This is a genomic window from Ameyamaea chiangmaiensis (assembly GCF_013376175.1).
GTDB classification, from domain to species: domain Bacteria; phylum Pseudomonadota; class Alphaproteobacteria; order Acetobacterales; family Acetobacteraceae; genus Ameyamaea; species Ameyamaea chiangmaiensis.
Genome location: NZ_JABXXR010000018.1, coordinates 1 through 21,116, shown reverse-complemented (window position 1 = coordinate 21,116; position 21,116 = coordinate 1). Strand labels below are relative to the sequence as shown.

At 58.8% G+C, this 21,116-nt stretch carries 21 protein-coding genes and 1 pseudogene; 15 read left to right on the top strand and 7 right to left on the bottom strand.

All coding sequences use genetic code 11. The annotated features are described in order from the left end of the window. Positions 1-2 precede the first annotated feature (2 nt). Positions 3-932, top strand: coding sequence for an alpha/beta fold hydrolase (locus tag HUK82_RS04530; RefSeq protein WP_176612812.1), 930 nt, complete (start codon positions 3-5; stop codon positions 930-932). Here HUK82_RS04530 and HUK82_RS04525 read toward each other — a convergent pair. Continuing rightward, positions 920-1,894 (bottom strand): GlxA family transcriptional regulator, encoded by a 975-nt coding sequence (locus HUK82_RS04525; protein WP_176612811.1) that lies wholly within the window; start codon positions 1,892-1,894, stop codon positions 920-922. The genes HUK82_RS04530 and HUK82_RS04525 overlap by 13 nt on opposite strands. Positions 1,895-2,001: 107 nt before the next feature. On the opposite strand from HUK82_RS04525, the gene HUK82_RS04520 reads away from it, so the two are divergent. The 5 genes from HUK82_RS04520 (at position 2,002) to HUK82_RS04500 (ending at position 7,060) form a co-directional block, all read left to right on the top strand. Further along, positions 2,002-3,093, top strand: a complete 1,092-nt coding sequence (locus tag HUK82_RS04520) for a TauD/TfdA family dioxygenase (protein ID WP_176612810.1) — start codon at positions 2,002-2,004, stop codon at positions 3,091-3,093. 11 nt (positions 3,094-3,104) lie between these two features. After that, positions 3,105-3,665, top strand: a complete 561-nt coding sequence (locus HUK82_RS04515; RefSeq protein WP_176612809.1) for an HD domain-containing protein — start codon at positions 3,105-3,107, stop codon at positions 3,663-3,665. Between the two features lie 10 nt (positions 3,666-3,675). Further along, on the top strand, positions 3,676-4,851 hold the full coding sequence (locus HUK82_RS04510; RefSeq protein ID WP_176612808.1) for a TauD/TfdA family dioxygenase: 1,176 nt from the start codon (positions 3,676-3,678) through the stop codon (positions 4,849-4,851). 847 nt (positions 4,852-5,698) lie between these two features. Further along, on the top strand, positions 5,699-5,956 hold the full coding sequence (locus HUK82_RS04505) for a type II toxin-antitoxin system Phd/YefM family antitoxin (protein WP_176612807.1): 258 nt from the start codon (positions 5,699-5,701) through the stop codon (positions 5,954-5,956). Positions 5,957-6,112: 156 nt separating this feature from the next. Continuing rightward, on the top strand, positions 6,113-7,060 hold the full coding sequence (locus tag HUK82_RS04500) for an IS630 family transposase (protein WP_176612825.1): 948 nt from the start codon (positions 6,113-6,115) through the stop codon (positions 7,058-7,060). A gap of 12 nt (positions 7,061-7,072) precedes the next feature. Here the strand turns inward: HUK82_RS04500 and HUK82_RS17365 are convergent, their stop codons facing one another. From HUK82_RS17365 to HUK82_RS04485, 6 genes and pseudogenes are all read right to left on the bottom strand, one after another. Then, positions 7,073-7,861 carry a recombinase family protein gene (locus tag HUK82_RS17365; protein ID WP_246495695.1) on the bottom strand — a complete coding sequence of 263 codons (789 nt, stop codon included), beginning with the start codon at positions 7,859-7,861 and terminating at the stop codon, positions 7,073-7,075. Next, the gene (locus tag HUK82_RS17360; protein ID WP_246495707.1) at positions 7,792-7,965 is read right to left on the bottom strand and encodes a hypothetical protein; all 174 of its coding nucleotides are present in this window, start codon (positions 7,963-7,965) and stop codon (positions 7,792-7,794) included. The genes HUK82_RS17365 and HUK82_RS17360 overlap by 70 nt, the downstream gene beginning before the upstream one ends. 122 nt (positions 7,966-8,087) lie before the next feature. Further along, positions 8,088-8,198: pseudogene (locus tag HUK82_RS17355) on the bottom strand (hypothetical protein); the annotation flags it as partial. Between the two features lie 48 nt (positions 8,199-8,246). Beyond that, on the bottom strand, positions 8,247-8,519 hold the full coding sequence (locus tag HUK82_RS17350) for a hypothetical protein (RefSeq protein ID WP_246495666.1): 273 nt from the start codon (positions 8,517-8,519) through the stop codon (positions 8,247-8,249). Then, complete coding sequence (locus HUK82_RS04490) at positions 8,509-8,700, bottom strand: hypothetical protein (RefSeq protein WP_176612806.1); 192 nt, start codon at positions 8,698-8,700, stop codon at positions 8,509-8,511. Before HUK82_RS04490 ends, HUK82_RS17350 begins: the two co-directional genes overlap by 11 nt. A 549-nt stretch (positions 8,701-9,249) precedes the next feature. Next, on the bottom strand, positions 9,250-10,200 hold the full coding sequence (locus tag HUK82_RS04485; RefSeq protein ID WP_176612805.1) for a LysR family transcriptional regulator: 951 nt from the start codon (positions 10,198-10,200) through the stop codon (positions 9,250-9,252). A 190-nt stretch (positions 10,201-10,390) separates the two neighbouring features. On the opposite strand from HUK82_RS04485, the gene HUK82_RS04480 reads away from it, so the two are divergent. The 9 genes from HUK82_RS04480 to HUK82_RS04440 all read left to right on the top strand — a co-directional run bounded on the left by HUK82_RS04480 (position 10,391) and on the right by HUK82_RS04440 (position 20,812). After that, complete coding sequence (locus HUK82_RS04480) at positions 10,391-11,341, top strand: sugar phosphate isomerase/epimerase family protein (protein ID WP_176612804.1); 951 nt, start codon at positions 10,391-10,393, stop codon at positions 11,339-11,341. Between the two features lie 63 nt (positions 11,342-11,404). Continuing rightward, complete coding sequence (locus HUK82_RS04475; RefSeq protein ID WP_176612803.1) at positions 11,405-13,108, top strand: dihydroxyacetone kinase family protein; 1,704 nt, start codon at positions 11,405-11,407, stop codon at positions 13,106-13,108. Between the two features lie 5 nt (positions 13,109-13,113). Next, positions 13,114-13,575, top strand: a complete 462-nt coding sequence (locus HUK82_RS04470) for a ribose-5-phosphate isomerase (protein ID WP_176612802.1) — start codon at positions 13,114-13,116, stop codon at positions 13,573-13,575. A gap of 54 nt (positions 13,576-13,629) precedes the next feature. Beyond that, positions 13,630-14,595 (top strand): 3-hydroxyacyl-CoA dehydrogenase family protein, encoded by a 966-nt coding sequence (locus tag HUK82_RS17580; protein ID WP_212648121.1) that lies wholly within the window; start codon positions 13,630-13,632, stop codon positions 14,593-14,595. 62 nt (positions 14,596-14,657) lie between these two features. Continuing rightward, positions 14,658-16,043: an MFS transporter gene (locus HUK82_RS04460; protein WP_176612801.1), complete on the top strand. Its 1,386-nt coding sequence runs from the start codon at positions 14,658-14,660 to the stop codon at positions 16,041-16,043. Positions 16,044-16,123: 80 nt separating this feature from the next. Further along, positions 16,124-17,320, top strand: coding sequence for an SMP-30/gluconolactonase/LRE family protein (locus tag HUK82_RS04455; RefSeq protein ID WP_246495664.1), 1,197 nt, complete (start codon positions 16,124-16,126; stop codon positions 17,318-17,320). 46 nt (positions 17,321-17,366) lie between these two features. After that, positions 17,367-18,521: an aldose epimerase family protein gene (locus HUK82_RS04450; RefSeq protein ID WP_176612800.1), complete on the top strand. Its 1,155-nt coding sequence runs from the start codon at positions 17,367-17,369 to the stop codon at positions 18,519-18,521. 50 nt (positions 18,522-18,571) lie between these two features. Further along, positions 18,572-19,858, top strand: a complete 1,287-nt coding sequence (locus HUK82_RS04445) for a sugar MFS transporter (RefSeq protein WP_212648120.1) — start codon at positions 18,572-18,574, stop codon at positions 19,856-19,858. Between the two features lie 21 nt (positions 19,859-19,879). After that, the gene (locus HUK82_RS04440) at positions 19,880-20,812 is read left to right on the top strand and encodes a Gfo/Idh/MocA family protein (protein WP_176612799.1); all 933 of its coding nucleotides are present in this window, start codon (positions 19,880-19,882) and stop codon (positions 20,810-20,812) included. Positions 20,813-21,116: the final 304 nt, after the last annotated feature.

The following is a 21,116-nucleotide window of genomic DNA, read 5'->3' as shown; positions in this document are numbered from 1 at the left end:
ACATGACCCAAACTCCGCTAATTTTTAAAATCGCGATCTTTCTGTTCTGTCTACTTGTCCCGTGGACAGGTTCCCGTGCGTCGACGGAACTGGAACGTTATGACGCCAGCCGGCAGACGATCGTCCTGCCGAATGGTGAACGGCTCGCGTTTATCGATCGCGGTCCCCGCGACGGCACACCAGTCGTCCTGATCCATGGCTACACCGACAGTGCCCGTGACTGGTTTCCGCTCGTCCCCGCGTTGCCGGCGCATTATCGCTTAATTATTCCCGATCTGCGTGGGCATGGAGCATCAAGCAAACCCGACTGCTGCTACACGCTCGTGGATTTTGCGTACGACATTAAACTTCTGCTCGATCATCTTGGTATCGCCCGCGCGGATATCGTCGGACACTCGTTGGGCAGTCTGGTCACGCAGAGCCTTGCCGAAAACTGGCCCGACCGCGTCCATCGCGTCGTCCTCATTTCTTCAAGTGGTGGCCTCAAGGCATGTCCATCGGATAAAGAACGGCAAGAACGCGGTTCCGCGATGGATTTCCGAACCCCAATTCTCCAGTTGCACGACCCGATTGATCCAAACTCTCCGTTCATGAAAATGTGGTGGTCATCGCCAACGCCTGTCGATGCGGAATTTCTGAGACGGCAGAGGGTCGATTCCGCGCATATGCCGGCCCGTGTGTGGCTTGCGGTTCTGGATCAGGGCCTCAGCGGGTTAGACCTTCAGGCAGGCCTGCCCCGGTTGAAAGCACCGACATTGCTGATCTGGGGGGAAAAGGATCCGATTATGACGCCGGAAATGCGCGGAACCCTCGTCGCTGGATTGCCCTCCGCACAGGTCGTGACATTTGCCGGCCTCGGGCATAATGCGTTTTGGGAAAAGCCTGCGAATGTCGCCAGTACGATCGCGTCATTTCTGTCTCATACACTGTGAACCAGCGGGGCTGTGGCCATTTGCCCGCGCTTGGCACGCCCCGGCGGATAACCAAAATGTCGCCTGAACTGCCTTGAAAAATGCGCCGGGCTGTCGAAGCCTGCCGCCAAGGCCGCCTGCGTGACCGTCAGACGGCTGTCCACCAGCAACTGCCGCGCACGCTCCAGACGCAGCCCGGTGTAATAACCTTTCGGGGTGCCGCCGGGGTGGTCACGCCACAGGCGCTCCAACTGACGCAGTGACACCCCTGCCCGCGCGGCCACCACATCCATTGCCAGCGGCGGGGACAGGTTTTCCTCCATCATAGCCGCGGCGCGCCCGACCGATGGGTGTCGCATCAACGATCTTCGCTGATGTATGTCGCGTTGCGCATGGTCGCCGGACCGGCGTGCCGACAGCAACAGTTGATCGGCGACCAGACGCGCCGTCGCCGCCCCAACGCGCTCTTCGATCAGATGGAGCATCATATCCATCACGGCCACACCACCGGCGCAGGTCAGGCGATCGCGATCGATCTCAAACAGTGTGTCTCGGACATCGATTTCGGGAAATTCTTCACAGAATGCCGGCAATGACTCCCAATGTACGGTGACGCGCCGCCCTCCCAACAGTCCGGCGCGGGCCAGCACAAAGGCGCCTGTATCAAAGGCCCCCAGACGCACCCCATGCCGGGCGCAACGCCTCAACAGATTCTGCGCCCTGCGAGTGACGCTTGCTTCCTGATCGTAGCTGGCCACGACAAACAGCACGGCGAGTGGCCCGACCGCATCGAGCGACGCCTCGGTCGCGATGATCAAACCGTTCGATGCCTGAACGCTGCCTCCGTCCAGCGACACACATGACCACGTGATCCCCGGAACACCCAGACGCGTTGCGACGCGCAGGGTATCGATCGCCGCACTGAGTTCGAGCAGCGAGAAGCCGGGCAACAGGAGAAAGGCGATGCGTCTGGATAACGTCATGGACACCCCGCACGTCGAAAAACGACATATCTTCGTCGTTTAAGAGCATAGAGCACGGCCAGGACGATCTACAATGACAACGGAACGATTTCGAAAAGAGACCGATAATGACGCTCTCGCTCGATACGAGTGGCCGCCTTGTCGCAACCACGCCCGATGGTCAGGCAACAACACTGCATCCGTTATGGCTGCGCGAGCGCCTGCCGGATGCACGCATACTCGACGAACGCACTGGACAGCGGCTGATCGAGGCCGCTGATCTCGCCTGCGACCTTACGATCATGCACGTGGACGACGACCACACCGTGACATTTTCGGACGGCTTTACAGCTACCCTAGCCGACGATTGGATCGCACGGATATTGGCCCGACCACCCAGGCGTGATCGGAACCTCTGGGATGGCACATTGTGCGACATTCCCTACCACGACTATACAGAGCTTCGGAAAAGCGACTCTTCTCTGGGTACATTCCTCGATACCGTGGAGGACTACGGCTTTGCGATTGTGCGTGGCGTGTCCACGGAAATCGATGGCGCTCTGGACGTCGCGCAACGGATCGGGCCGATCCGTATCACCAATTGGGGCGGGCTGGCGGACGTGAAAGCCATCGCCGGCGCCTACGACCTGACGATGACGCCGCGTCACCTGGAGCCTCACAGTGACAATCCATATCGGCACCCGGTGCCCGGCTACATTCTGCTGCACTGCCTGCGCAATGACGCTGACGGTGGCGCGTCTACCCTTGTGGACGGTTTCGCGGCCGCAAGCGTGCTGCGAGAACGGGATCCGGAAGCTTTTACGACCCTGACCTCCACCCCCGTCGCGTTTCGTTATGCCGATGGCAACACGATTCTCGAAAACCACGGCACGTTGATCGCCACCGATCATCAGGGCGACGTCGTTCAGATCCGGTTTTCAAATCGTACGGAAATGATCGGATGGATGCCGCCAGAGCAGCTCGACGCCTATTATCGCGCGCGTGAGGCGTTCTGGCGCCTGATCGAGCCGGCATCGCCCCTGACACTCAGACTTACTCTGCAACCCGGCGACCTTCTGATGATGGACAATTACCGGCTTCTGCACGGCCGCACCGGCTTCCGGCTGGGTACCGGGATGCGTCATATGCGCCAATGCTACATGGATCGCGATGTGGTCGGCAGCCGCCGCAAGGTCTTATCCCGCCAGATCACGAGCTGAGGAAAGCGCCCATGTTTCGAAGCTTCGACGAAAGCACGGCGGATGACTGGGTGCCGATCGGCGTAAAATTCGACGCCTTTCAGGGCGAGATCACCAGTCACATCATTGGTGCCCTGAAACTGCTGGCGACCCTCGACCTCGGCTACCCGATCGACAGGTATCAACACAGCCTGCAAACCGCGACGCGCGCCCTCCGCGACGGTGCCGACGACGAGACGCTGGTCTGCGCGCTTTTGCACGATGTGGGCGACGCACTGGCGCCGACCAACCACGGGGCATTCGCCGCAACCATGCTCGCGCCTTATATCTCGCCCGATAATGCCTGGATGGTTGAAAACCACGAGGCTTTCCAGGGCTATTACTATGCACAGTATTTCGGTGGCGACCCCAATGCGCGGGCGGCCTTTCGCGGCCATCCGGCGTTCGAGCGCACCGTACGCTTTACCGACACGTGGGATCAGAAAGCTTTCGATTCCGGCTATGACACCTTGCCGCTAGACGCTTTTATCCCGGCCCTGAACCGCATCTTTTCCCGTCCCGCATGGGGCCCACATTCAAAGGCTGGAGCGTAGGATCGTGAACATGATCGAAGACCTCATCATCGACTGGCGCCGTTTCGAGAGCAACGAGAGCATCGGGCATGCCGTACGGACCGCCGACGACGTTGCCGTGGACTGGAGCGACGGTCGACGGAGCGTGTTCAACCGTTTCTGGCTGCGGGATAACTGCCCGTGTGCACGCTGCGTGCTTCCTTTGACCCGGGAGCAGGTTTTCGAAATCATTGATGCGCCAGATGAGCTCACCCCGAGTGACGTGCACTGCGATGACGCAGGACGACTGGACGTCGTGTGGTCCGACGGCCATCACAGCCGTTATCTGCCGGGCTGGCTCCGCGCGCATGCCACAGACGCGACCTCCCGTGCCGAGCGCCGCGCACAGCATCCTCGTTCGATCATCTGGGGGGCTGAACACGCCGATCGGCTTCAGACCTTTGACCATGACGCCCTGATGACCGATGACGTGGCTCTCCTGGCATGGCTCGAGTCATTGCGTGATACCGGCATGACATTGGTGCGCGGTGTACCGGATCAAGCCGAAGCACTTCTCGGACCGGCGCACCGCATTTCGCATATTCGCGAGACGAATTTCGGTCGCGTTTTCGACGTCCGTTCCAAACCGTCGCCGGACAGTGCCGCCTACACCTCTGTCAACCTGCCGCCCCATACCGATCTACCGACACGCGAACTCCAACCCGGGCTGCAATTCCTGCATTGCCTTGTCAACGATGCCACAGGTGGTGAGAGTATCTTCGTAGACGGCTTTGCCATCGCCGATGCGATGCGGCGCGAACGCCCTGCGTGTTTCGCAACGATCACCACCGTGCCAATAGCGTTCTGGAATCGTGACGACCGGACGGATTATCGCTGGTCGGCACCGGTCATCGCGCTGGATGCGCACGGTGACGTCAGCGAAGTACGCTTTGCCAACTTTCTGCGGGGACCGATCGAGGCAGAGGAAGGCGAAATGCCCGCCATCTACGATGCCCTTCGTTTATTTCAGGCCATGACGCGCGAAGCCCGCTTCCGTATCGAGCGCCGTCTGGCGCCCGGAGACATGTGGGTATTCGACAACCGCCGTGTCATGCATGCGCGTCGCGAATTCGATCCCCAAAGTGGCGCACGTCACCTACAGGGCACCTATGTCGACCGAGACGAAATGATGTCGCGGATCCGCGTCCTGACGCGTCAGGTGGCATAGGCCGTTGCGCAAAACCACATATCGGCGACAGACGGGAGCGGCTCTGCGAGACATTACGCCCGGTATATGGCCGGAGTGCCCCCACTCAACGCCCACTCTGGAGCGTGACAGGAGGGGCGACCTGTGATTCAGCCTTTCCATGGGTGACGAGCTTCGCATCAACATCCGCCCGCAGGCTTTCCAGCACTTTGCCGCGTCGGCGGATCGCCTCATGACGGTCCCGCGTTTGTGTGGAGCGCACCCGTTTCCTGCAGGACCGCCGACCGGGTGCCATACGCTCGTCCGACATCCACCCAGCGCTCACGCGGGATCGACACTCGCGCCGCGTAGGTTTTCCTGCCCGTAAGCCTCAGTCCATGCGTCTCTTCAGAGACCTTCCGTGTTACAGACAGACTACTGACGGACCACTACTGACGCGGCCGTAGTTCACTACCGAAGTGGGTCTGATAAAGTGCCGATTTCGTTGATAACCATCGACTGTGGCGGAGAGAGTGTCAATCAATCTTTTTATTAATTGATTGTATTGTATACACAATACGATCTTACCATATGGAGAATACTCCATGACATACCCCGAGCCAGCTCGGCTGACGGTGGCATCACACGAGAGAGGCCTCGGGAAGAACAACGCGATGGCAGACTGGGTATTCCTGAATTCGAAAAGCCGCAACCGAAGTGATTTCTGAGCCACCGCATCGGATCGAGTTTCGCTTTCCTGGCTTTATCTGGATAGTTGCGAGGAGGCAGAAAGGTGTTTGTTCCTCCGTGTCAGAGCCATGGGCTCGATGCGTAAAGATAGTCCATTGAATGGACTATCTTCAATCTCCGTTAGTCAGAGTGGTCCCCGATGCAGATTTCTTTCACCGATGCAGAAGACCAATTGACCGATCTCGTCCGTCGTGTCGAGGCCGGCGATGAGGTCATCCTGACGCGATACGGCCATGCCGCTGTGCGTCTCGTGCCCATAAACACAAAACCCGATTGGACAAAGCGAAAGGCCTTGCTCGATAGGATTCGCACGAATGCTGCCGGCGGGACTTGCCCTGGTCCCGACGCCGCGCGGAGTCAGGATTTCCTCTACGATGAGGATGGCCTGCCCGGATGATCGCCGTGGATACGTCGGCGCTCGTGGCGATTCTTCTGAACGAGCCCGAAGCAGAAGCCTACGCAAGCCACTAGAGAGCGTCCACTGAACTCTGAATCGTGGGGGATGGCGCGGAGCGTGGATTGTGATTCACCGTTTCCATTGATGGAGATGGTGATGGCGCGAGCATTGAGTGACGATCTTTGGGTGCGCGTTCTGGAAGCCGGCGCAGCGGGCGGGTCAGCGCGTTCAGTAGCGAAGCAGTTCGGGATCGGGATTTCCACGGCGATCCGGTGGCTTCGGCGCGAACGTGAAAGCGGCGAACGGGCGGCGCGCCGCCAGGGCAAGCCCCGCGGTTCGAGGCTGGACGGGCATGAAGCCTTTATTGTTGGCATGATCGAAGCGCAAAAGGACATCACTCTCAAAGAGATGGTCGCGCGCCTGAAGGGTGAGCAGTCCGTCGGGATCGGTCGAAGCATGCTCAGCCGATGGCTGTGGCAGCGGGGGTGGACATTCAAAAAAAAGACCGCACAGGCATTGGAGCCGGAGCGCGACGATGTGCTGATACGTCGGCAGGACTGCTTCGACGGCCAGCCTGACCTCAATCCGCACCGCCAGGTCTTCCTCGACGAAACCAGCCTCTCCACGAAGATGGCCCGCCTGCGTGGCCGCGCTTTACGCGGAGAACGCTGTCGGGCTGGTGTTCCTCATGGCCATTGGAAAACCACGACGTTCACCGCCGGCTTGCGCCTCACGGGGATGACCGCACCCTTCGCGCATGAGGGCGCCATGAACGGCGAGATTTTTCAGGCCTATGTCGAGCATGTTCTCGTGCCGACGCTCAGCCCGGGCGATATCGTCGTGCTGGATAATGTGCCCGCTCATAAGATGCCGGGCGTGCGAAAGGCCATCGAACGAGCGGGGGCACAGATGATGTTCCTGCCTCCCTACAGTCCCGATTTCAACCCGATCGAAATGGCGTTCGCCAAGTTCAAGGCCCTCTTGCGAGCCAAGGCAGCAAGACCCGTCACAGCCCTATGGGACGCCGCCGGATCAGTCCTGGACACTTTCACTCCGGACGAATGTGTCAACTTCTTCACCGCCGCAGGATATGAATCAGAATAACGTGGACGTGCTCTAGTTCCGGCAACGAGAGCGGTTCGCATGCGCGTTCCTACCTCGTGCCGCGTCGTGGTCGACAATCCTCTGGTCGATCGCGGCTGCAGCGGTCAGAGCAGCGTTCCATCGCCGTTCCAGTTCTCCGATCACAAGTCTGTTTTCCGGATCGGCCGCATTGTACTGGCGGAATGCCCGGTCCGCTTCGTAACGGGCCGCCTGCAGATCGCGCGCGAGCGCTTCGCGTGTCTGGTCGCGCTGCTCATTGATGGTCGCCTGAGCGGTGACTGCAGCTTCGATCGCGCGTGGCCCTACGACATCGAGCAGGGCTGTTTCGATCGCGTCGTCGACCCGCAATCCGCCAAAGGGGATACAGCGCGGTTCCCCGCTATCAAGCCAGCCGCGCACACAGCTATAGCGCGGGATATTATGTTCGGCTCCCGTGTAGCGCAGCGTCAGCTTGCGTCCGCACCGGTGACAACGCAAAAGGCCCGCCAGCAACGCGTCCCCGTGTTTGGGCGCACCATGATGGCGTCCGGTCGGCACATTCTCGCTCACCATGCGGCGGATCGCCTCTGCCCTGTCCCAACTCACATAATCATCATGCGTGCCGGGAATCAGAGCAAGCCAGTTTTCGCGTGATTTGCACTGGCGCTGGGCATTGAAAGCGCTGCCATCATAGGACGCGGCCACGCCGGTCTTGCCACAGGCATAGGCACCACCATAGATCGGATTGGCGATCATGCGATGGATGGTGGCATAGTACGGCCGTCGCCAGACAACATCGCCGTTCCGACGTCGTGCCGGCAGATCCAGGTCATGCGCGTGAAACCACAGTAGTGCCTGCCCTGCGCTGCGCTGCCGAGTTCGACGACCTTGTCAAAAACGAGACTGATGGCTGCCTCAACCCGCATGTCAGGATCCTTCTTATAACGGTCGCCAGTTTTGACGAACCCGCAGGCACACCCAGTACGAGTTCGCCACGCCGCGCTTTCTCATAACGTGCCGTCAGGGACCGCTGCCACAGAAGGTCCAACTCATATTCGTTCAGGCTGCCCTTCAGACCGAGCAAGAGCCAGTCGTTCCCGACACGCGGTGCGTAAATGGCCTCCTGATCGATCAGGAGTGTGTCGACGACGCGGCACATTTCGATGAGTTGCTGCCAGTCGCGGCTGTTCCGGGCGAACCGGGAGACCTACAGGGCCGCGACCGCACCGACGCACCCCAAACACACCTCAGCCACCATGCGATCGAAACCGACGCGCGTCACGCCGCCCGCTGCCGAGCAGCCCAGATCGTCGTCGATCACATCAATTGTCTGCCAGCCCAGGAGGGCGAGCCGTTCGCGCATGGCATATTGCAAGGCGCGGCTTTCCCGATTGTGCTGCACTCGGTGCGCGGATGATTGTCGCACATACAGGATTGCCCTGCGGTCCAGATGACGTGGGCTAATCTTGTCACGAGTCATCGCGGGCCTCCTGCACGGCGCTGGGTCCGTGACCGCGCACGTGATCGAGGATCAGACGGGCCATCATCGACTGCAGATCGTTCCTCGCCTGCTGGGGAAGGCCCTGCCAGACCGGGTTCGAACAGGGCGGTTCGGCCTCCTTGCCTTCGAACAGATCCGGCTGCGCCGATATCGTCCCCACACGCGAGCGCTGTCATCCGTCGTGTCGCATGGTCCTCTCTCCGATTCCAGTCAGAAGAGAAGCCTGCGACGGTTTCAGATGGATACGACGACAAAAAGCCCGTCAGCAGCGATCGCAGATCACGCAATGCATTCAGTGACACGACCGGATCCGGGGCCGGCCGCATCCCAGCGCAAGCCGCGCGATCAAGCATCCACGCGGGCAAGTCAAGGAGCCTGACCGCTCCGGCGTCGGATAGGAGGCAGCGGGAAAGGACTTGGCCGCCCCGCTCAACCATCTCCTCGACGCACACCCAATGCCTAAACCAAGGGTGCCAGGGGTAGAGAACCTCCCACTCGTCGGTATTATGGGTCTTGCAGAGTAGCGTTTACAACGAGGTCCGGCCACATAGCGCCATCGGCAACAAGCCCCCGATATCGCTGCTGAACGGCTCTCCGGCGGATCTGCCGGTTGAGCCTTGAACCCGGAAGTTTCCAGTTCACGTTGCCCAAAGCCGGGGAGCACTTCAGACGTCCCGATCCATGCCCGTGAATAAGCACACAACGCGCATCAGACATGCGCGTGGCGACGCAGAATTTCCATAACGGTTGTCGCAGCGGGTGGTAGCGGGCGATTTCTGGGTATGAGAATACCATAACTGGATATCGACGCCTCATACGCCGTGTCGAGGATCGCCACCTGCCCGAACTCTGCCTGCAATTGCGCCACGGGTTGAGAGACGACGGCAATGGCTTCCGATCGTGCCAGATAGGACAGTGTCATCAGCACGGAATCAGTGTTGAGCACGCGCGTTGGAATCGGGAGATTATGCTCATGCAGTAGGCGCTCAACGCCTTGCCGGAGTGACGACCCTTTCCGTTGAAGCACCCACGGATACGCCGCGATGTGTTCGAGGGGAATCTTACTACGCCCCCGTAGTGGATGCTGTGGACCGGCGATGAAGGCCAGCCCCTCGCGCGCAATGTCAAGGTAAAGGAATCGTTCCGAATCAGAAAACTCAGTAGGCCTTCCGAGCATGATCTCAATCTCTCCCGCATTGAGCAGATCGAATAACGTGCCGCTTGAGCCCGAAATAATATCTAGATCAATCAAGGGATGTTCGGTCTGCAACTCCACGACCGCAGCCGCGAGAATCGTGATCTTTGGCGCGTCAATCGCTCCAATCGCCACACGCCCGGCACGCCCTTCGATCAGCGCTTTATATTCCTCTCCGGCACTTTCCAGTTCGGCCATAACCGTGAGGGCTCGCCGTGTCATGATCTCCCCATGGAGATTGCGGACCAGACGCCGCCCTTCACGATCGAACAGTGAGAGTCCCATCAAGCTTTCGAGATCAGCCAACTGTTTCGATGCTGCTGGCTGGGAAATACCAATTGCGTCCGCCGCATCCTGCAAAGTTCCATGACGTGAAATCTCGGCAAGCAACTGAATTTGCCTGAGTTTTATGCGACCATTGACGAACCATGACGCGCTGAACCGGGGCGTGAGGATTTGTTTCATATACTCATATCAATATGTATTTAGTAACAAATCATATTGGACAGTTATCAGGGTTGCTGTCTACCGTGCCTCACGTTCAAACGAATAGAGACAAGATCAATAACAAGATATTGAGCCGCTTGCTGCCACGCCTCGGGACACAATCATCCCCCGGCGGGTGATTAAAGCAGCGGTCCAGAACGGAGTTCTGATGCCTCCCTTGAAAGACTTTGGGCCGCTCAATCGGAAAAACTGGCCGATTGCAGCCGCCATGATACAATACGCCAACATAGCCCCGGATGGTTCAAGTGTACAGGACCAATCCGCAGAACAATGGGCCATAACGCTGCGAGACATCACCGGCGCCGGCTTCACTGAACTCGATCCGACAGACTGCTGGATTCGCGTTGCCGATCTCTCACCTGTCCGCCTGGCAGAGTTCCAGCACGTCGTGCAGCAGGCGGGCCTGACGGTCCCCGCAATCTCGACCGCCCGAAAAAATCTCGCTCACCCGACGACTGGACCAGAGATCATGCCGTATTGTCACCGCTTGATCGATGTGGCCGCCTCGTTTGGTGCACGCACCGTATGTGTGGGTCTTTTCGGAGCGCTGACAGATGCCCAGAAGCAAGCACTGTGGTTCTGGACAGTGGACGGCGAAAAAACATCCGAAGCACCCGCAGATCGGGCCGCCACAATCGCGCGTCTGCGGGAACTCGGGGCCCATGCGGCTGAGGTCGGCGTCGACATCGCGCTGGAGATGTATGAAGACACATATATCGGAACAGCACGTGGTGCCGCTCAATTCATTCAGGATGTGGATCATCCATCGGTGGGATTGAACCCGGATCTTGGCAATCTGATCCGCCTGCACCGTCCGGTAGAACACTGGAAAGAGATGGTGGATCTCACAATGCCGTTCACGCGGTATTGGCACGTCAAAAACTATGCCCGGATCGAAGATGCGAAAACCGGCTTTATCGCTTCCACGCCGGTTTCCTTGGAAATGGGGCTTATCAACTATCGCTATGCCATCGGACTCGCCATTTCTCTGGGCTTCCGTGGTGCCCTGTGCTGCGAGCATTACGGCGGCGACGGCCTCAGCGTCAGTGCAACGAATCGCGAATATTTGAGAAGTATTTTGCCTGATCACGACGTTTGATCGGAGTTGTCGGAAATGAAATCCATATATTAGAAAAAGAACAATAGAAAAGAAGAACAACATATGACGCACATCATTCAAAATCCTGAAGAATTCGCCGAAACGGCTCTGGCCGGCTATTGCGATGTCTATTCACGGATCGTGCGCCCGGTGCCGGGTGGAGTGGTGCGCTCCACACATTCTGAGAAGGGCAAGGTTGCATTTGTCGTTGGCGGTGGCAGCGGCCATTTTCCGACATTTTCCGGCTTTGTCGGGCGCGGTTTCGCCGACGCGGCTGTCGCTGGCGATATCTTCGCATCGCCCTCCACCCGTCTCGTCTACGAAGTCTGCAAGATGGCCGACCTCGGCGGCGGTATCATCATGAGCTTCGGGAACTACGCGGGCGACGTCCTGAACTTCGGCTTTGCCGCCGAACGCCTGCGTGCCGAAGGCATCGACGCGCGCATCGTGCATGTGACGGACGACGTGGCGAGCGCCCCGAAAGACCAGATTTCCCGTCGTCGGGGCGTCGCGGGCGATATCCCGGTCTGCAAGATAACGGGTGCAGCGGCCGATCGTGGTGACTCTCTGGACGAGGTGGAACGACTGTCGAGGCTGGCCAACGCCAGCACACGCTCCTTCGGCGTTGCGTTCGGCGGCTGTACGTTGCCCGGCGCGATTGAACCGCTGTTTGAAGTCAAGACGGGTATGATGGCCCTCGGCCTGGGTATCCATGGCGAACCTGGGATCGAGGAGGTGCCGCTGGCCCCGGCGTCCGATCTGGGCAAACTGCTGGTGGAACGCGTTCTGGCTGATCGTCCGGATGGCAGCAGCGCGCGCGTGGCCGTCCTTCTGAACGGCCTTGGCACCACAAAGTATGAAGAACTGTTCGTTCTCTGGACCTACATCAAGCCATTGCTTGAGGCGGCTGGTCTGACGCTGGTGTCCCCGATCGTGGGTGAATATGTGACCAGCCTGAATATGGAAGGGTGCTCACTGACAGTGACGTGGCTGGATGAGGAACTGGAACCGCTCTGGCTCGCGCCGTGTGATGCAGCGGCCTTGCGCGTGGGCAACCTGCCGGACGCGACGCCCGCAGCTCCGCTTCCGGACGCCATCGTTGTCGATGAAACCGTGCCGGAATCGTCCGAAGAGTCCCGCAAGGTTGGCGAATTGATCGCAAGGGGCGTGAAAGCGCTGAGCGACGCTCTCGCCGGGGCCGAGGGGGAACTTGGCCGGATCGACGCACAAGCGGGCGACGGCGATCACGGACATGGAATGGCACGTGGTGCCGCCGCCGCCGCTGCTGCTGCCGCCAAGGCAGCATCTGCCGGTGCAGGGGCCGCCACGGTTCTGGGACGTGCATCCGATGCATGGGCCGACCGGGCAGGCGGAACGTCTGGTGCCATCTGGGGTCTCGGGCTCCGGTCAGCGGCACTCGGCCTTTCGGACACCGCAGCGCCGAGCGCCGAAACCGTTACCGCCGCCGTTTTAGCGAGCCTCGAAAATGTCATGGCGCTTGGCGGCGCGAAAGTCGGGGACAAGACATTGATCGATGCGTTCGAGCCCTTTGCCAAGACTCTCTCCAAACGGGTAGAGGCAGGGGATTCACTCGCGACAGCATGGGAGAAAGCAGCCAAGGCCGCTGATGAAGCCGCGACCGCGACCGCTCAATTGCTGCCCAAGCTGGGGCGCGCCCGCCCGCTGGCAGAACGCAGCAAAGGTCATCGCGATGCCGGGGCCGTGTCTTTCGCGCTCGTAGCGCACGTGACGTCGAAAGTGGAGTGAAAACCGTGCAAGATAAGAAACTGAAGATCGTGGTCGGATGCGACAGTGCCGGTGTGCGCTTTCGCGATGCGCTCAAGGCCGATTTTGAAAAAAGTAGCCTCGTGACGTCGGTTGCGGATGTTGGTGTCAAGGCCGGAGACGACACGGCCTATCCCCACGTCGCCGTGACCGCCGCGCGCATGGTGGCAAGTGGGGAGGTCGACCGCGCGCTGCTGATCTGCGGCACGGGTCTCGGGGTTGCCATTAGCGCCAACAAGGTGGCGGGTATTCGCGCTATTACCGCGCACGACATCTATTCCGTGCAGCGATCCGTGTTGAGCAATAACGCGCAGGTTCTGTGCTTTGGCGAGCGTGTCATCGGTCTCGAACTCGCGCGCGTTCTTGCGGCCGAGTGGCTGACACTGGAATTCGATCCGAAATCTGCATCTGCGGACAAGGTCGCCGCCATCTGTTCTTACGAAAACTGAGTAACCGGGCATGTTCGTCAGAGCACGCCCTCCAAAATTTGGAGCATTTGTAACGTGATTGAAAAAATTCAGACCGTCGCCGTCATCGGAGCCGGATATATGGGCGGTGGCATTGCGCAGTCTTTGGCAATGGCTGGCATGACGGTCATTCTGGCGGATGTCTCGCCCGAAGCCACGAAAACGTCGCTGGCGCGGCTGTTGCGCGAAGCCGGAGAATTCGAGGCACAGGGTCTGTTCCCTGAGGGTGCGGCAGTAACGATTGAAAAGCATCTGTCGGCTGCTCAGTCGATCGAAGAAGCGGTAACATCGGTCGATTTCATCGAAGAAGCCGTTCCCGAAGTCCCGACAATCAAGCATGAAGTACTGCGCCGCATTTGTGCTGCAGCACGTCCGGACGCCATTATCGGCACCAACACCTCGACCTTGCCCGTCCATACACTTGCACCGGCAGTCACCAATCCGGAACGCTTTCTGACGGTGCATTTCAGTAATCCCGCGCCGTTCATTCCCGGCGTTGAACTGGTCAGCGGCACCGCGACCGACCCGGCGGTCATCCCGGTTGTGAAGGATATGCTTAACCGGGCAGGACGCAGCAGCGCGGAAGTTGCTGACACCCCAGGCTTCGTGCTGAACCGACTGCAGTACGTGCTGCTTAAGGAAGCCAACTCGATCGTCGAAGAGGGGATTGCGACAGCACCGGACGTCGACACGATTGTGCGTTCGACCTTCGGTTTCCGGCTGCCGTTCTTCGGGCCCTTCGCAATTGCCGATATGGCGGGCCTCGATGTGTATGCGAATTGCTTCAAAACGTTCGAGGATGCTTTCGGTCCCCGTCTGGCGACCCCGGAACTGCTGACGTCGCTGGTGTCCGAAGGTAAATTCGGCGTGAAATCTGGCCAAGGTTTCACCGGCACCTTCACCGAAGAGCAACGCGCTGCGTTGGTAGCATACCGTAACAAGGCATATGCCAAGATGGCACAACTACTTGAGGAACTCGGCCCTTCGCCACTGGCATCCTGAGGGCCGCATCGTCGCAATAACAGATCCGCTCAAGCGGACACAAAACCGGGAGCGGACGCGTTATGGAGTCCGGCATTGCCACGCAGCATGAGACGGAAGATCGGATCTTCCGTCGTGTCGCGCTTCGTATTCTACCTTTTCTGATTGTCTGTTACGTCGTGGCGTATATGGACCGCGTCAACGTCAGTCTTGCCAAGCTGCAGATGCTGGGCGATCTGAAAATGTCCGATACCGCCTTCGGTCTGGGGGCAGGCATCTTTTTCGTCGGGTACTTCCTGTGCGAGGTGCCAAGCAATCTAGCCATGCATAAGGTCGGCGCCCGCTTCTGGATTGCACGCATTATGGTGACGTGGGGCGTCATCGCCGCTGGCGTTGCCTTCATCGGCCAGATCGCAGCTGCCTTCCATCTGATCAATGCGACCGTTCCGTTTCTGACCATCCGCTTTCTGTTGGGTGCAGCAGAAGCAGGCTTTTTCCCAGGTCTTGTACTATATCTGAATTACTGGTTCCCGACGAACCGTCAGGGACGTGTGTTTTCTATCCTGATGGCGGCACAGCCCTTGTCTTTTGTGATCGGCCTTCCTATCGCCGGTTGGTTGATGGAGCATCTGGGTGGTGTATGGGGCGTTGCCGGCTGGCGCTGGATGATCGCGGCCGAAGCACTGCCTGCCATCATCCTCGGGGGCATCGTACTGCTCGTACTGGACGATCGCCCGAGGGAAGCCGCATGGCTCTCATCAGAAGACTGCGCGGTTGTCGAAGGTGCGCTGGCTGCCGAGCGTGATACAAAGGCAGACGTCCCTGTTCTGAAGATCCTTTCAATACCCACGATCTGGGTGCTGACCGTGTGCTGGTTTCTGATTGTTGTCGGTGTGTACGGGATCAATTTCTGGCTTCCGACGCTCATTCACAACACAGGAATCCAGAGCAACCAAAGTGTTGGGTTGCTGTCGGCCGTTCCCTATATTGGATGCGCGATCGGGATGGTCTGCTTTTGCAGCATGGCCGAAAAACTCGGCCTCAAGACCCTGTTTATCGCCGGTTTTGCGGTGTTGAGCGGTGTTTCGCTGATCGCCAGCGCCTATTGGGGCATGCTGAGCATTTATGTCACGCTTATCTGCATGACGGCAGCGATGATCGGCAGCATGACGTCTTCGGCCCTCTTCTGGAGCCTTCCGGGCGAAAAACTGACCGGGCGCGCTGCCGCAGCCGGGATCGCAGCGATTAATTCGATCGGCAATCTCGGCGGATTTTGCGGCCCGACCATTCTTGGCATCTTGCGCGACCATTTTGGCAGCGATCAGGCGGGTCTGGTGGTCCTTGGCTGCTGTCTCATTCTGTCGGGCGTGATTGCATTGCTGTTTTTCGGGCACGGCAAACAGTCTGGCACGGCAGCGTGCCGCAGGAGCAGCCACGCATCAACGTGCCCTCCGACGAGCCCGGCATGAATTCGACGGTAATGTGACTGGAAAACATAATAAATTGAGCGTGTTATCATAGGCGCATGATCAAGAGGACTTTGTTACCTATGCCGAATCCCATTACCCCTGAGGTGCCGGTTTCCCGTCGCCGGGCGCTGGCGGCAGTTGGCGGAAGCCTCATGATTGGCGTAGAACCCCGCGCGCTCGCTGCCGGAGCAATCCCCCCGAGTGTCATTGCGAACCCACCGCGTGAGTGGGGCAAGGATGCATCCCCGACGAGTTATCCTGACCCGGATATCATCGTGGTCGATCCGGTGTTCAAAGATTCTCTGGTCGGGATCACGCAGATCCGCCGGCTATGGGACAAGGGATTATGTCTGGAGGGCCCGGCATGGTCGTCTCAGGGGAATTACCTGATCTTCAGCGACGTTCAGGCGAATACGCAATATCGCTATCTGTGGGAGATCGGAGAAGTCACGATAACCAGACCAGATTCCCGAAACAACCACGGAAATACCTTCGATTTTGAAGCGCGCCAAATTATCGAACAAGACCATTATCGCCGTATCATCGGGCGCAAGCACGACGGCAGCTACATGCTTCTTGCCGATAAATTTGGAGAAAAACCCTTCAACTCCCCGAACGATCTTGCTGTTCATCCCGATGGCAGTGTCTGGTTTACCGACCCATCTTATGGCGACACGTTGTCCGAAGGGCATCCGGATGTGCTGGGTGGGCCGTCCAATTCCGGCCATCAGAGTCCGTTTATCGGTGACGATCACCCCGAACTGATCACCGGTCAGAAGCGGGAACTGCCAACCAACTGCTACCGGATCGATAAATCCAGCAAGATCGACACGGTCATTTCGGAATCGGAACTACCAGACCCGAACGGAATCTGCTTTTCCCTCGATTTCAAAGCCGTATATGTCGCCAGCACGTCAAAGGAGCCGGGCTTGAAAGTGGCGAGGGGTAAGTCCGTAATTTACGCCTTCGATGTCAATGGCAGCATGGTGTCCAATCAGCGGCTGTTCACCAACATGGTGGTCGATAGCGTCAAATGCTCTTCCTACGGCATGAACGCCGACGTGGAGGGGAATCTCTGGTGCGAGTCCAGCGGGCCGCTGGGTTATGGCGGCGTGATGGTGTTCTCACCGACTGGTAAACTGCTGGAGCGGATGCGTCTCCCGCAGCTATGCTCAAACCTCACATTCGGGGGTCGCAAGCGTACTATCCTGTTTATGATGTGCGGGCAGTCGCTTTGCACGCTTCAGGTCCAGACACAAGGTGCTGCACCGAGCTAGTGGCGGCGTAATCCCGAAAACCAATAAAAATATCAGGGGATGAATTATGAAAACGTCAGCTTTTTTTGCAGTTCTGTTCGCGTCAACCACACTTGCATTTGGTGACGTTCACGGCGCGACGTTAACGTCCGAGCCATTCGGGCAGACGCAGGACGGCAAGCCGGTGACACTTTACACGATGAAAAATAGCCATGGTGTCTCCGTATCTTTCATGAGTTGGGGCGGCGTAGTCACAAAAATCGAAACGCCCGACCGGCACGGAAAGCCCGCGGACATCGTGCTCGGCTTTCCAACGTTGCATGATTACGAAACCAAGAGCGTTGATGGCGGTCTTTATTTTGGTGCGCTGGTGGGGCGTTATGCCAACCGCATTGCCAAAGGTCAGTTCACACTCGATGGCCAGACCTATCATCTGGACATCAACAACCCGCCGAACTCTCTACACGGCGGCAACGACGGCTACAACAAGCGTATCTGGAATGTGGAGCGCCTGCAGAACAGTGGCAGTATTGTTAGTGCTGTCCTTAAGCTTTCGAGCCCCGATGGCGATCAGGGCTATCCCGGAGCGCTCGACATCGCCGTGACCTACAGCCTTGGTGAAGACAACAGCTTCCGCATCGACTACAGCGCGACGACCAACAAAGACACGGTCCTGAACCTGACCAACCACAGCTACTTTAATCTGGCGGGCCCCGGTTCCCCACATGGCGTGCTAGACCAGGTGATGTGGGTCGATGCGGACCAGTATACCCCGACCGACAGAACCTCCATCCCGTTCGCGGAAAATGCAAGTGTTGCTGGCACACCATTCGATTTCCGAACACCCAAGGCAATTTCGCGTGACCTGAAAGTGGATAACGAACAGCTGTTGTTTGCCCAAGGCTATGATCATAACTGGGTTCTGAACAAGCATCACGGGCCGGATGCGTTAGAAAAAGCCACGACGCTGTATGATCCTGCCAGCGGACGAACGCTGGAATGCGACACTACCGAACCGGGCGTCCAGATCTATACCTCCAACTTCGTCAAGGGAAACTATGCCGGGAATGGCGGCATCTATCGCCAGACCGAAGGCGTCACATTCGAGACGCAGCATTTCCCGGACAGCCCGAACCACCCGAATTTCCCGACAACTGAACTCAAGCCCGGTCAGACCTTCAAAAGCTCGACCATTTTCCGCTTCGGGGTGCGGCGGGGATGAAAATCAGTCTTGTTGGTGCTGTATCTGATGATAGGTCAGGAGAATTATAAATGGTCACTATGAAATCTCTCGATTCTTCCGCCTCAGTCGCTACAAGCCGTTCAGCAACGCCTTACGGCGCAGCGCTGTCGCTTCTGACGACCGTCTTCTTCATGTGGGGCTTTGCCACGGTGCTGAACGATGTCCTCGTTCCGCACCTCAAGGCGGCGTTTTCCCTGAGCTATACAGCGTCTCTGCTGGTCCAGTTCTGCTTCTATCTGGGCTATCTAGTGGTGTCGTTGCCCGCATCCCGCCTCATTGCGCGGATCGGGTACAAGAACGCCGTCATCACCGGACTTCTTGGAATGGCCGTCGCTTGCTTGATGTTCATCCCGGCAAGCGCCTTTTTCTCATATCAACTGTTCCTCTTTGCACTCTTCGTGCTGGCGGCCGCGATAACATTGCTTCAGGTGGCGGCCAATCCCTATGTGGTGGTGATCGGGCCGCCGGCCACGGGGTCCAGTCGCCTCAACCTCGTGCAGGCGTTCAACTCGCTGGGCACGACTGTGGCACCGATCTTCGGCGGCATGCTGATTTTCGGTCGCAGTACCAGCGGCGTCTCAACCAGTGCTGTGGAAACAGCATCTCAGCGGATGCTGGACGCGCAGGCGGTGCAGTTGCCGTATGGCATCATCGCGGCTGTGCTGATCGTGCTGGCCCTCATCGTGTGGCGCTTCCCGCTGCCGGTCCTGAACGAACACACCCAGACCGAAGACCTGTCCAATGAGCCCAGCGTCTGGTGTCACCGCAATCTGGCATGGGGTGTTCCGGCGATCTTCCTGTACATGATTTGCGAAATCGGTATCGGCAGCACGCTGGTCAATTTTATCTCCCAACCGGACATTGGTGCCATGTCGCATGAAGCTGCGGCGAAATACGTCGCATTCTTCTGGGGCGGTGCAATGGTCGGACGCTTTGTAGGGGCTGTGATCCTGCGAGCCGTCAACCCGCACAAGGTTCTGGCGAGTGTCGCGGGTGCGGCACTCGCGCTGGTGTTGATCGCAATCATGACCACCGGATACGTGGCGATGTGGGCCCTCATCTTCACGGGTCTCTGCCATTCCATCATGTTCCCCACCATTTTTGCGCTTGGAATTGCAGGGCTTGGGAGAAAGACCGAACAAGGTTCCGGCTTTCTTATTATGGCAATCGCAGGCGGCGCTGCGGCGATCGTGCAGGGCATGATCGCCGATGAAGTCGGACTGGCGCTCTCTTACCTTCTGCCGGGGGCATGTTATGTGTTCCTTCTGTTCTATGCCCTGTGGGGTTCCAAACCGGTGGTCCGGGCGGCTACCTGAATTTCTGAGGATCTTTTCCCTATGACTAAACTTGCGGTTGTCGGTGTTGGTAAGATTGCCAAGACCCAGCATATTCCGGCGATCACGGCATCGCCCGACTTCGATCTGGTGGCGTTCGTCTCGCCGGACGGACGGGGAGATAGCAGCGACATTCCGGTGTTTCGTTCGCTGGAGGCGCTTGCCGAGAGCGCGTTGGGGGTCGAGGCAGTCGCGCTGTGCACGCCGCCGGATGTGCGCTCGGCCCTCGCACGGGAAGCGCTGGATCTGGGGCTGCACGTCCTGCTGGAGAAGCCGCCCAGCACGACCGTGACCGATGCTCTAGCTCTGGAGGCCTACGCCCTGTCGCTTGGGCTCACGATTTTCGCGACGTGGCACTCCGCCTATTCTGCGGCCGTGCCCACAGCGCGTGCCCTGCTGAGAACACATGACGTGCAGTCCGCCACCATCCGCTGGCAGGAAGATGTGGAAAAATGGCATCCGAATGCTACATGGTTCTGGGAGCCGGGCGCGTTCGGTGTGTTCGATGCGGGCATCAACGCCCTGTCGATCCTGGTGTCGGTCTCCCCCTGCGACATCGTCTATGACAGCGCCCATCTGCTGATCCCAGCGGGTCTGCATGCACCCGTGCTGGCCGAGGTCTCGCTGCGCGATCCCGAAGATACGATCGCGATCAAATGCACGTTTGACTGGGACTACACCGGGCCGGACGAGACCTGGAATATCGATTGGGTGTTGGCTGATAACGCAAAGTTGAGTCTGAGCAGCGGCGGTGCAAAGCTCTCGCTGGACGGGCAGATCATTGTCGATGCGCAGGATACGGAATATGCGGGTCTTTATCGCCGCTTTGCCGACCTGATTGCGCGTGGGGAGACGGACGTCGATACCCGGCCGCTCGCCCTCGTGACTGATATCCTTGCCTTTGGTGCGCGCGAACAGGGACCTGCCCGCAAATAATCCATCGCTGCCCTGTCACGCCCCATAACGAAAGCCGCCGTCATTCGAACTCGCCGTGCCCTCGTCGGTGTCAGCCTTAAAGTCTACATGGACCTTCATCAGACACGTGACTGGATGCAGTCGGTTGCTGCACACTGAAACAAAGACCCGGCAACCGAAGTTGATGTCTTTGTCATTCCGACCTTCGTTTCGTTAGCCCTTGCGCTCCAGCCAGTCCCAGAAGGTCTTCAGCGGGCTGATCCGGCTCTGGATCGTCTTGGCCGACAGCCCCCTGTCCTGTGCCAGCCACTCGGGGAAACCTCCC

Coding starts and splice junctions, on each gene's coding strand:
- HUK82_RS04530 (WP_176612812.1), top strand. CDS start 3: ATGACCCAAACTCCGCTAATTTTTAAAATCGCGATCTTTCTGTTCTGT.
- HUK82_RS04525 (WP_176612811.1), bottom strand. CDS start 1,894: ATGACGTTATCCAGACGCATCGCCTTTCTCCTGTTGCCCGGCTTCTCG.
- HUK82_RS04520 (WP_176612810.1), top strand. CDS start 2,002: ATGACGCTCTCGCTCGATACGAGTGGCCGCCTTGTCGCAACCACGCCC.
- HUK82_RS04515 (WP_176612809.1), top strand. CDS start 3,105: ATGTTTCGAAGCTTCGACGAAAGCACGGCGGATGACTGGGTGCCGATC.
- HUK82_RS04510 (WP_176612808.1), top strand. CDS start 3,676: ATGATCGAAGACCTCATCATCGACTGGCGCCGTTTCGAGAGCAACGAG.
- HUK82_RS04505 (WP_176612807.1), top strand. CDS start 5,699: ATGCAGATTTCTTTCACCGATGCAGAAGACCAATTGACCGATCTCGTC.
- HUK82_RS04500 (WP_176612825.1), top strand. CDS start 6,113: ATGGCGCGAGCATTGAGTGACGATCTTTGGGTGCGCGTTCTGGAAGCC.
- HUK82_RS17360 (WP_246495707.1), bottom strand. CDS start 7,965: ATGCGGGTTGAGGCAGCCATCAGTCTCGTTTTTGACAAGGTCGTCGAA.
- HUK82_RS17350 (WP_246495666.1), bottom strand. CDS start 8,519: ATGACTCGTGACAAGATTAGCCCACGTCATCTGGACCGCAGGGCAATC.
- HUK82_RS04485 (WP_176612805.1), bottom strand. CDS start 10,200: ATGAAACAAATCCTCACGCCCCGGTTCAGCGCGTCATGGTTCGTCAAT.
- HUK82_RS04480 (WP_176612804.1), top strand. CDS start 10,391: ATGCCTCCCTTGAAAGACTTTGGGCCGCTCAATCGGAAAAACTGGCCG.
- HUK82_RS04475 (WP_176612803.1), top strand. CDS start 11,405: ATGACGCACATCATTCAAAATCCTGAAGAATTCGCCGAAACGGCTCTG.
- HUK82_RS04460 (WP_176612801.1), top strand. CDS start 14,658: ATGGAGTCCGGCATTGCCACGCAGCATGAGACGGAAGATCGGATCTTC.
- HUK82_RS04455 (WP_246495664.1), top strand. CDS start 16,124: ATGCCGAATCCCATTACCCCTGAGGTGCCGGTTTCCCGTCGCCGGGCG.
- HUK82_RS04450 (WP_176612800.1), top strand. CDS start 17,367: ATGAAAACGTCAGCTTTTTTTGCAGTTCTGTTCGCGTCAACCACACTT.
- HUK82_RS04445 (WP_212648120.1), top strand. CDS start 18,572: ATGGTCACTATGAAATCTCTCGATTCTTCCGCCTCAGTCGCTACAAGC.
- HUK82_RS04440 (WP_176612799.1), top strand. CDS start 19,880: ATGACTAAACTTGCGGTTGTCGGTGTTGGTAAGATTGCCAAGACCCAG.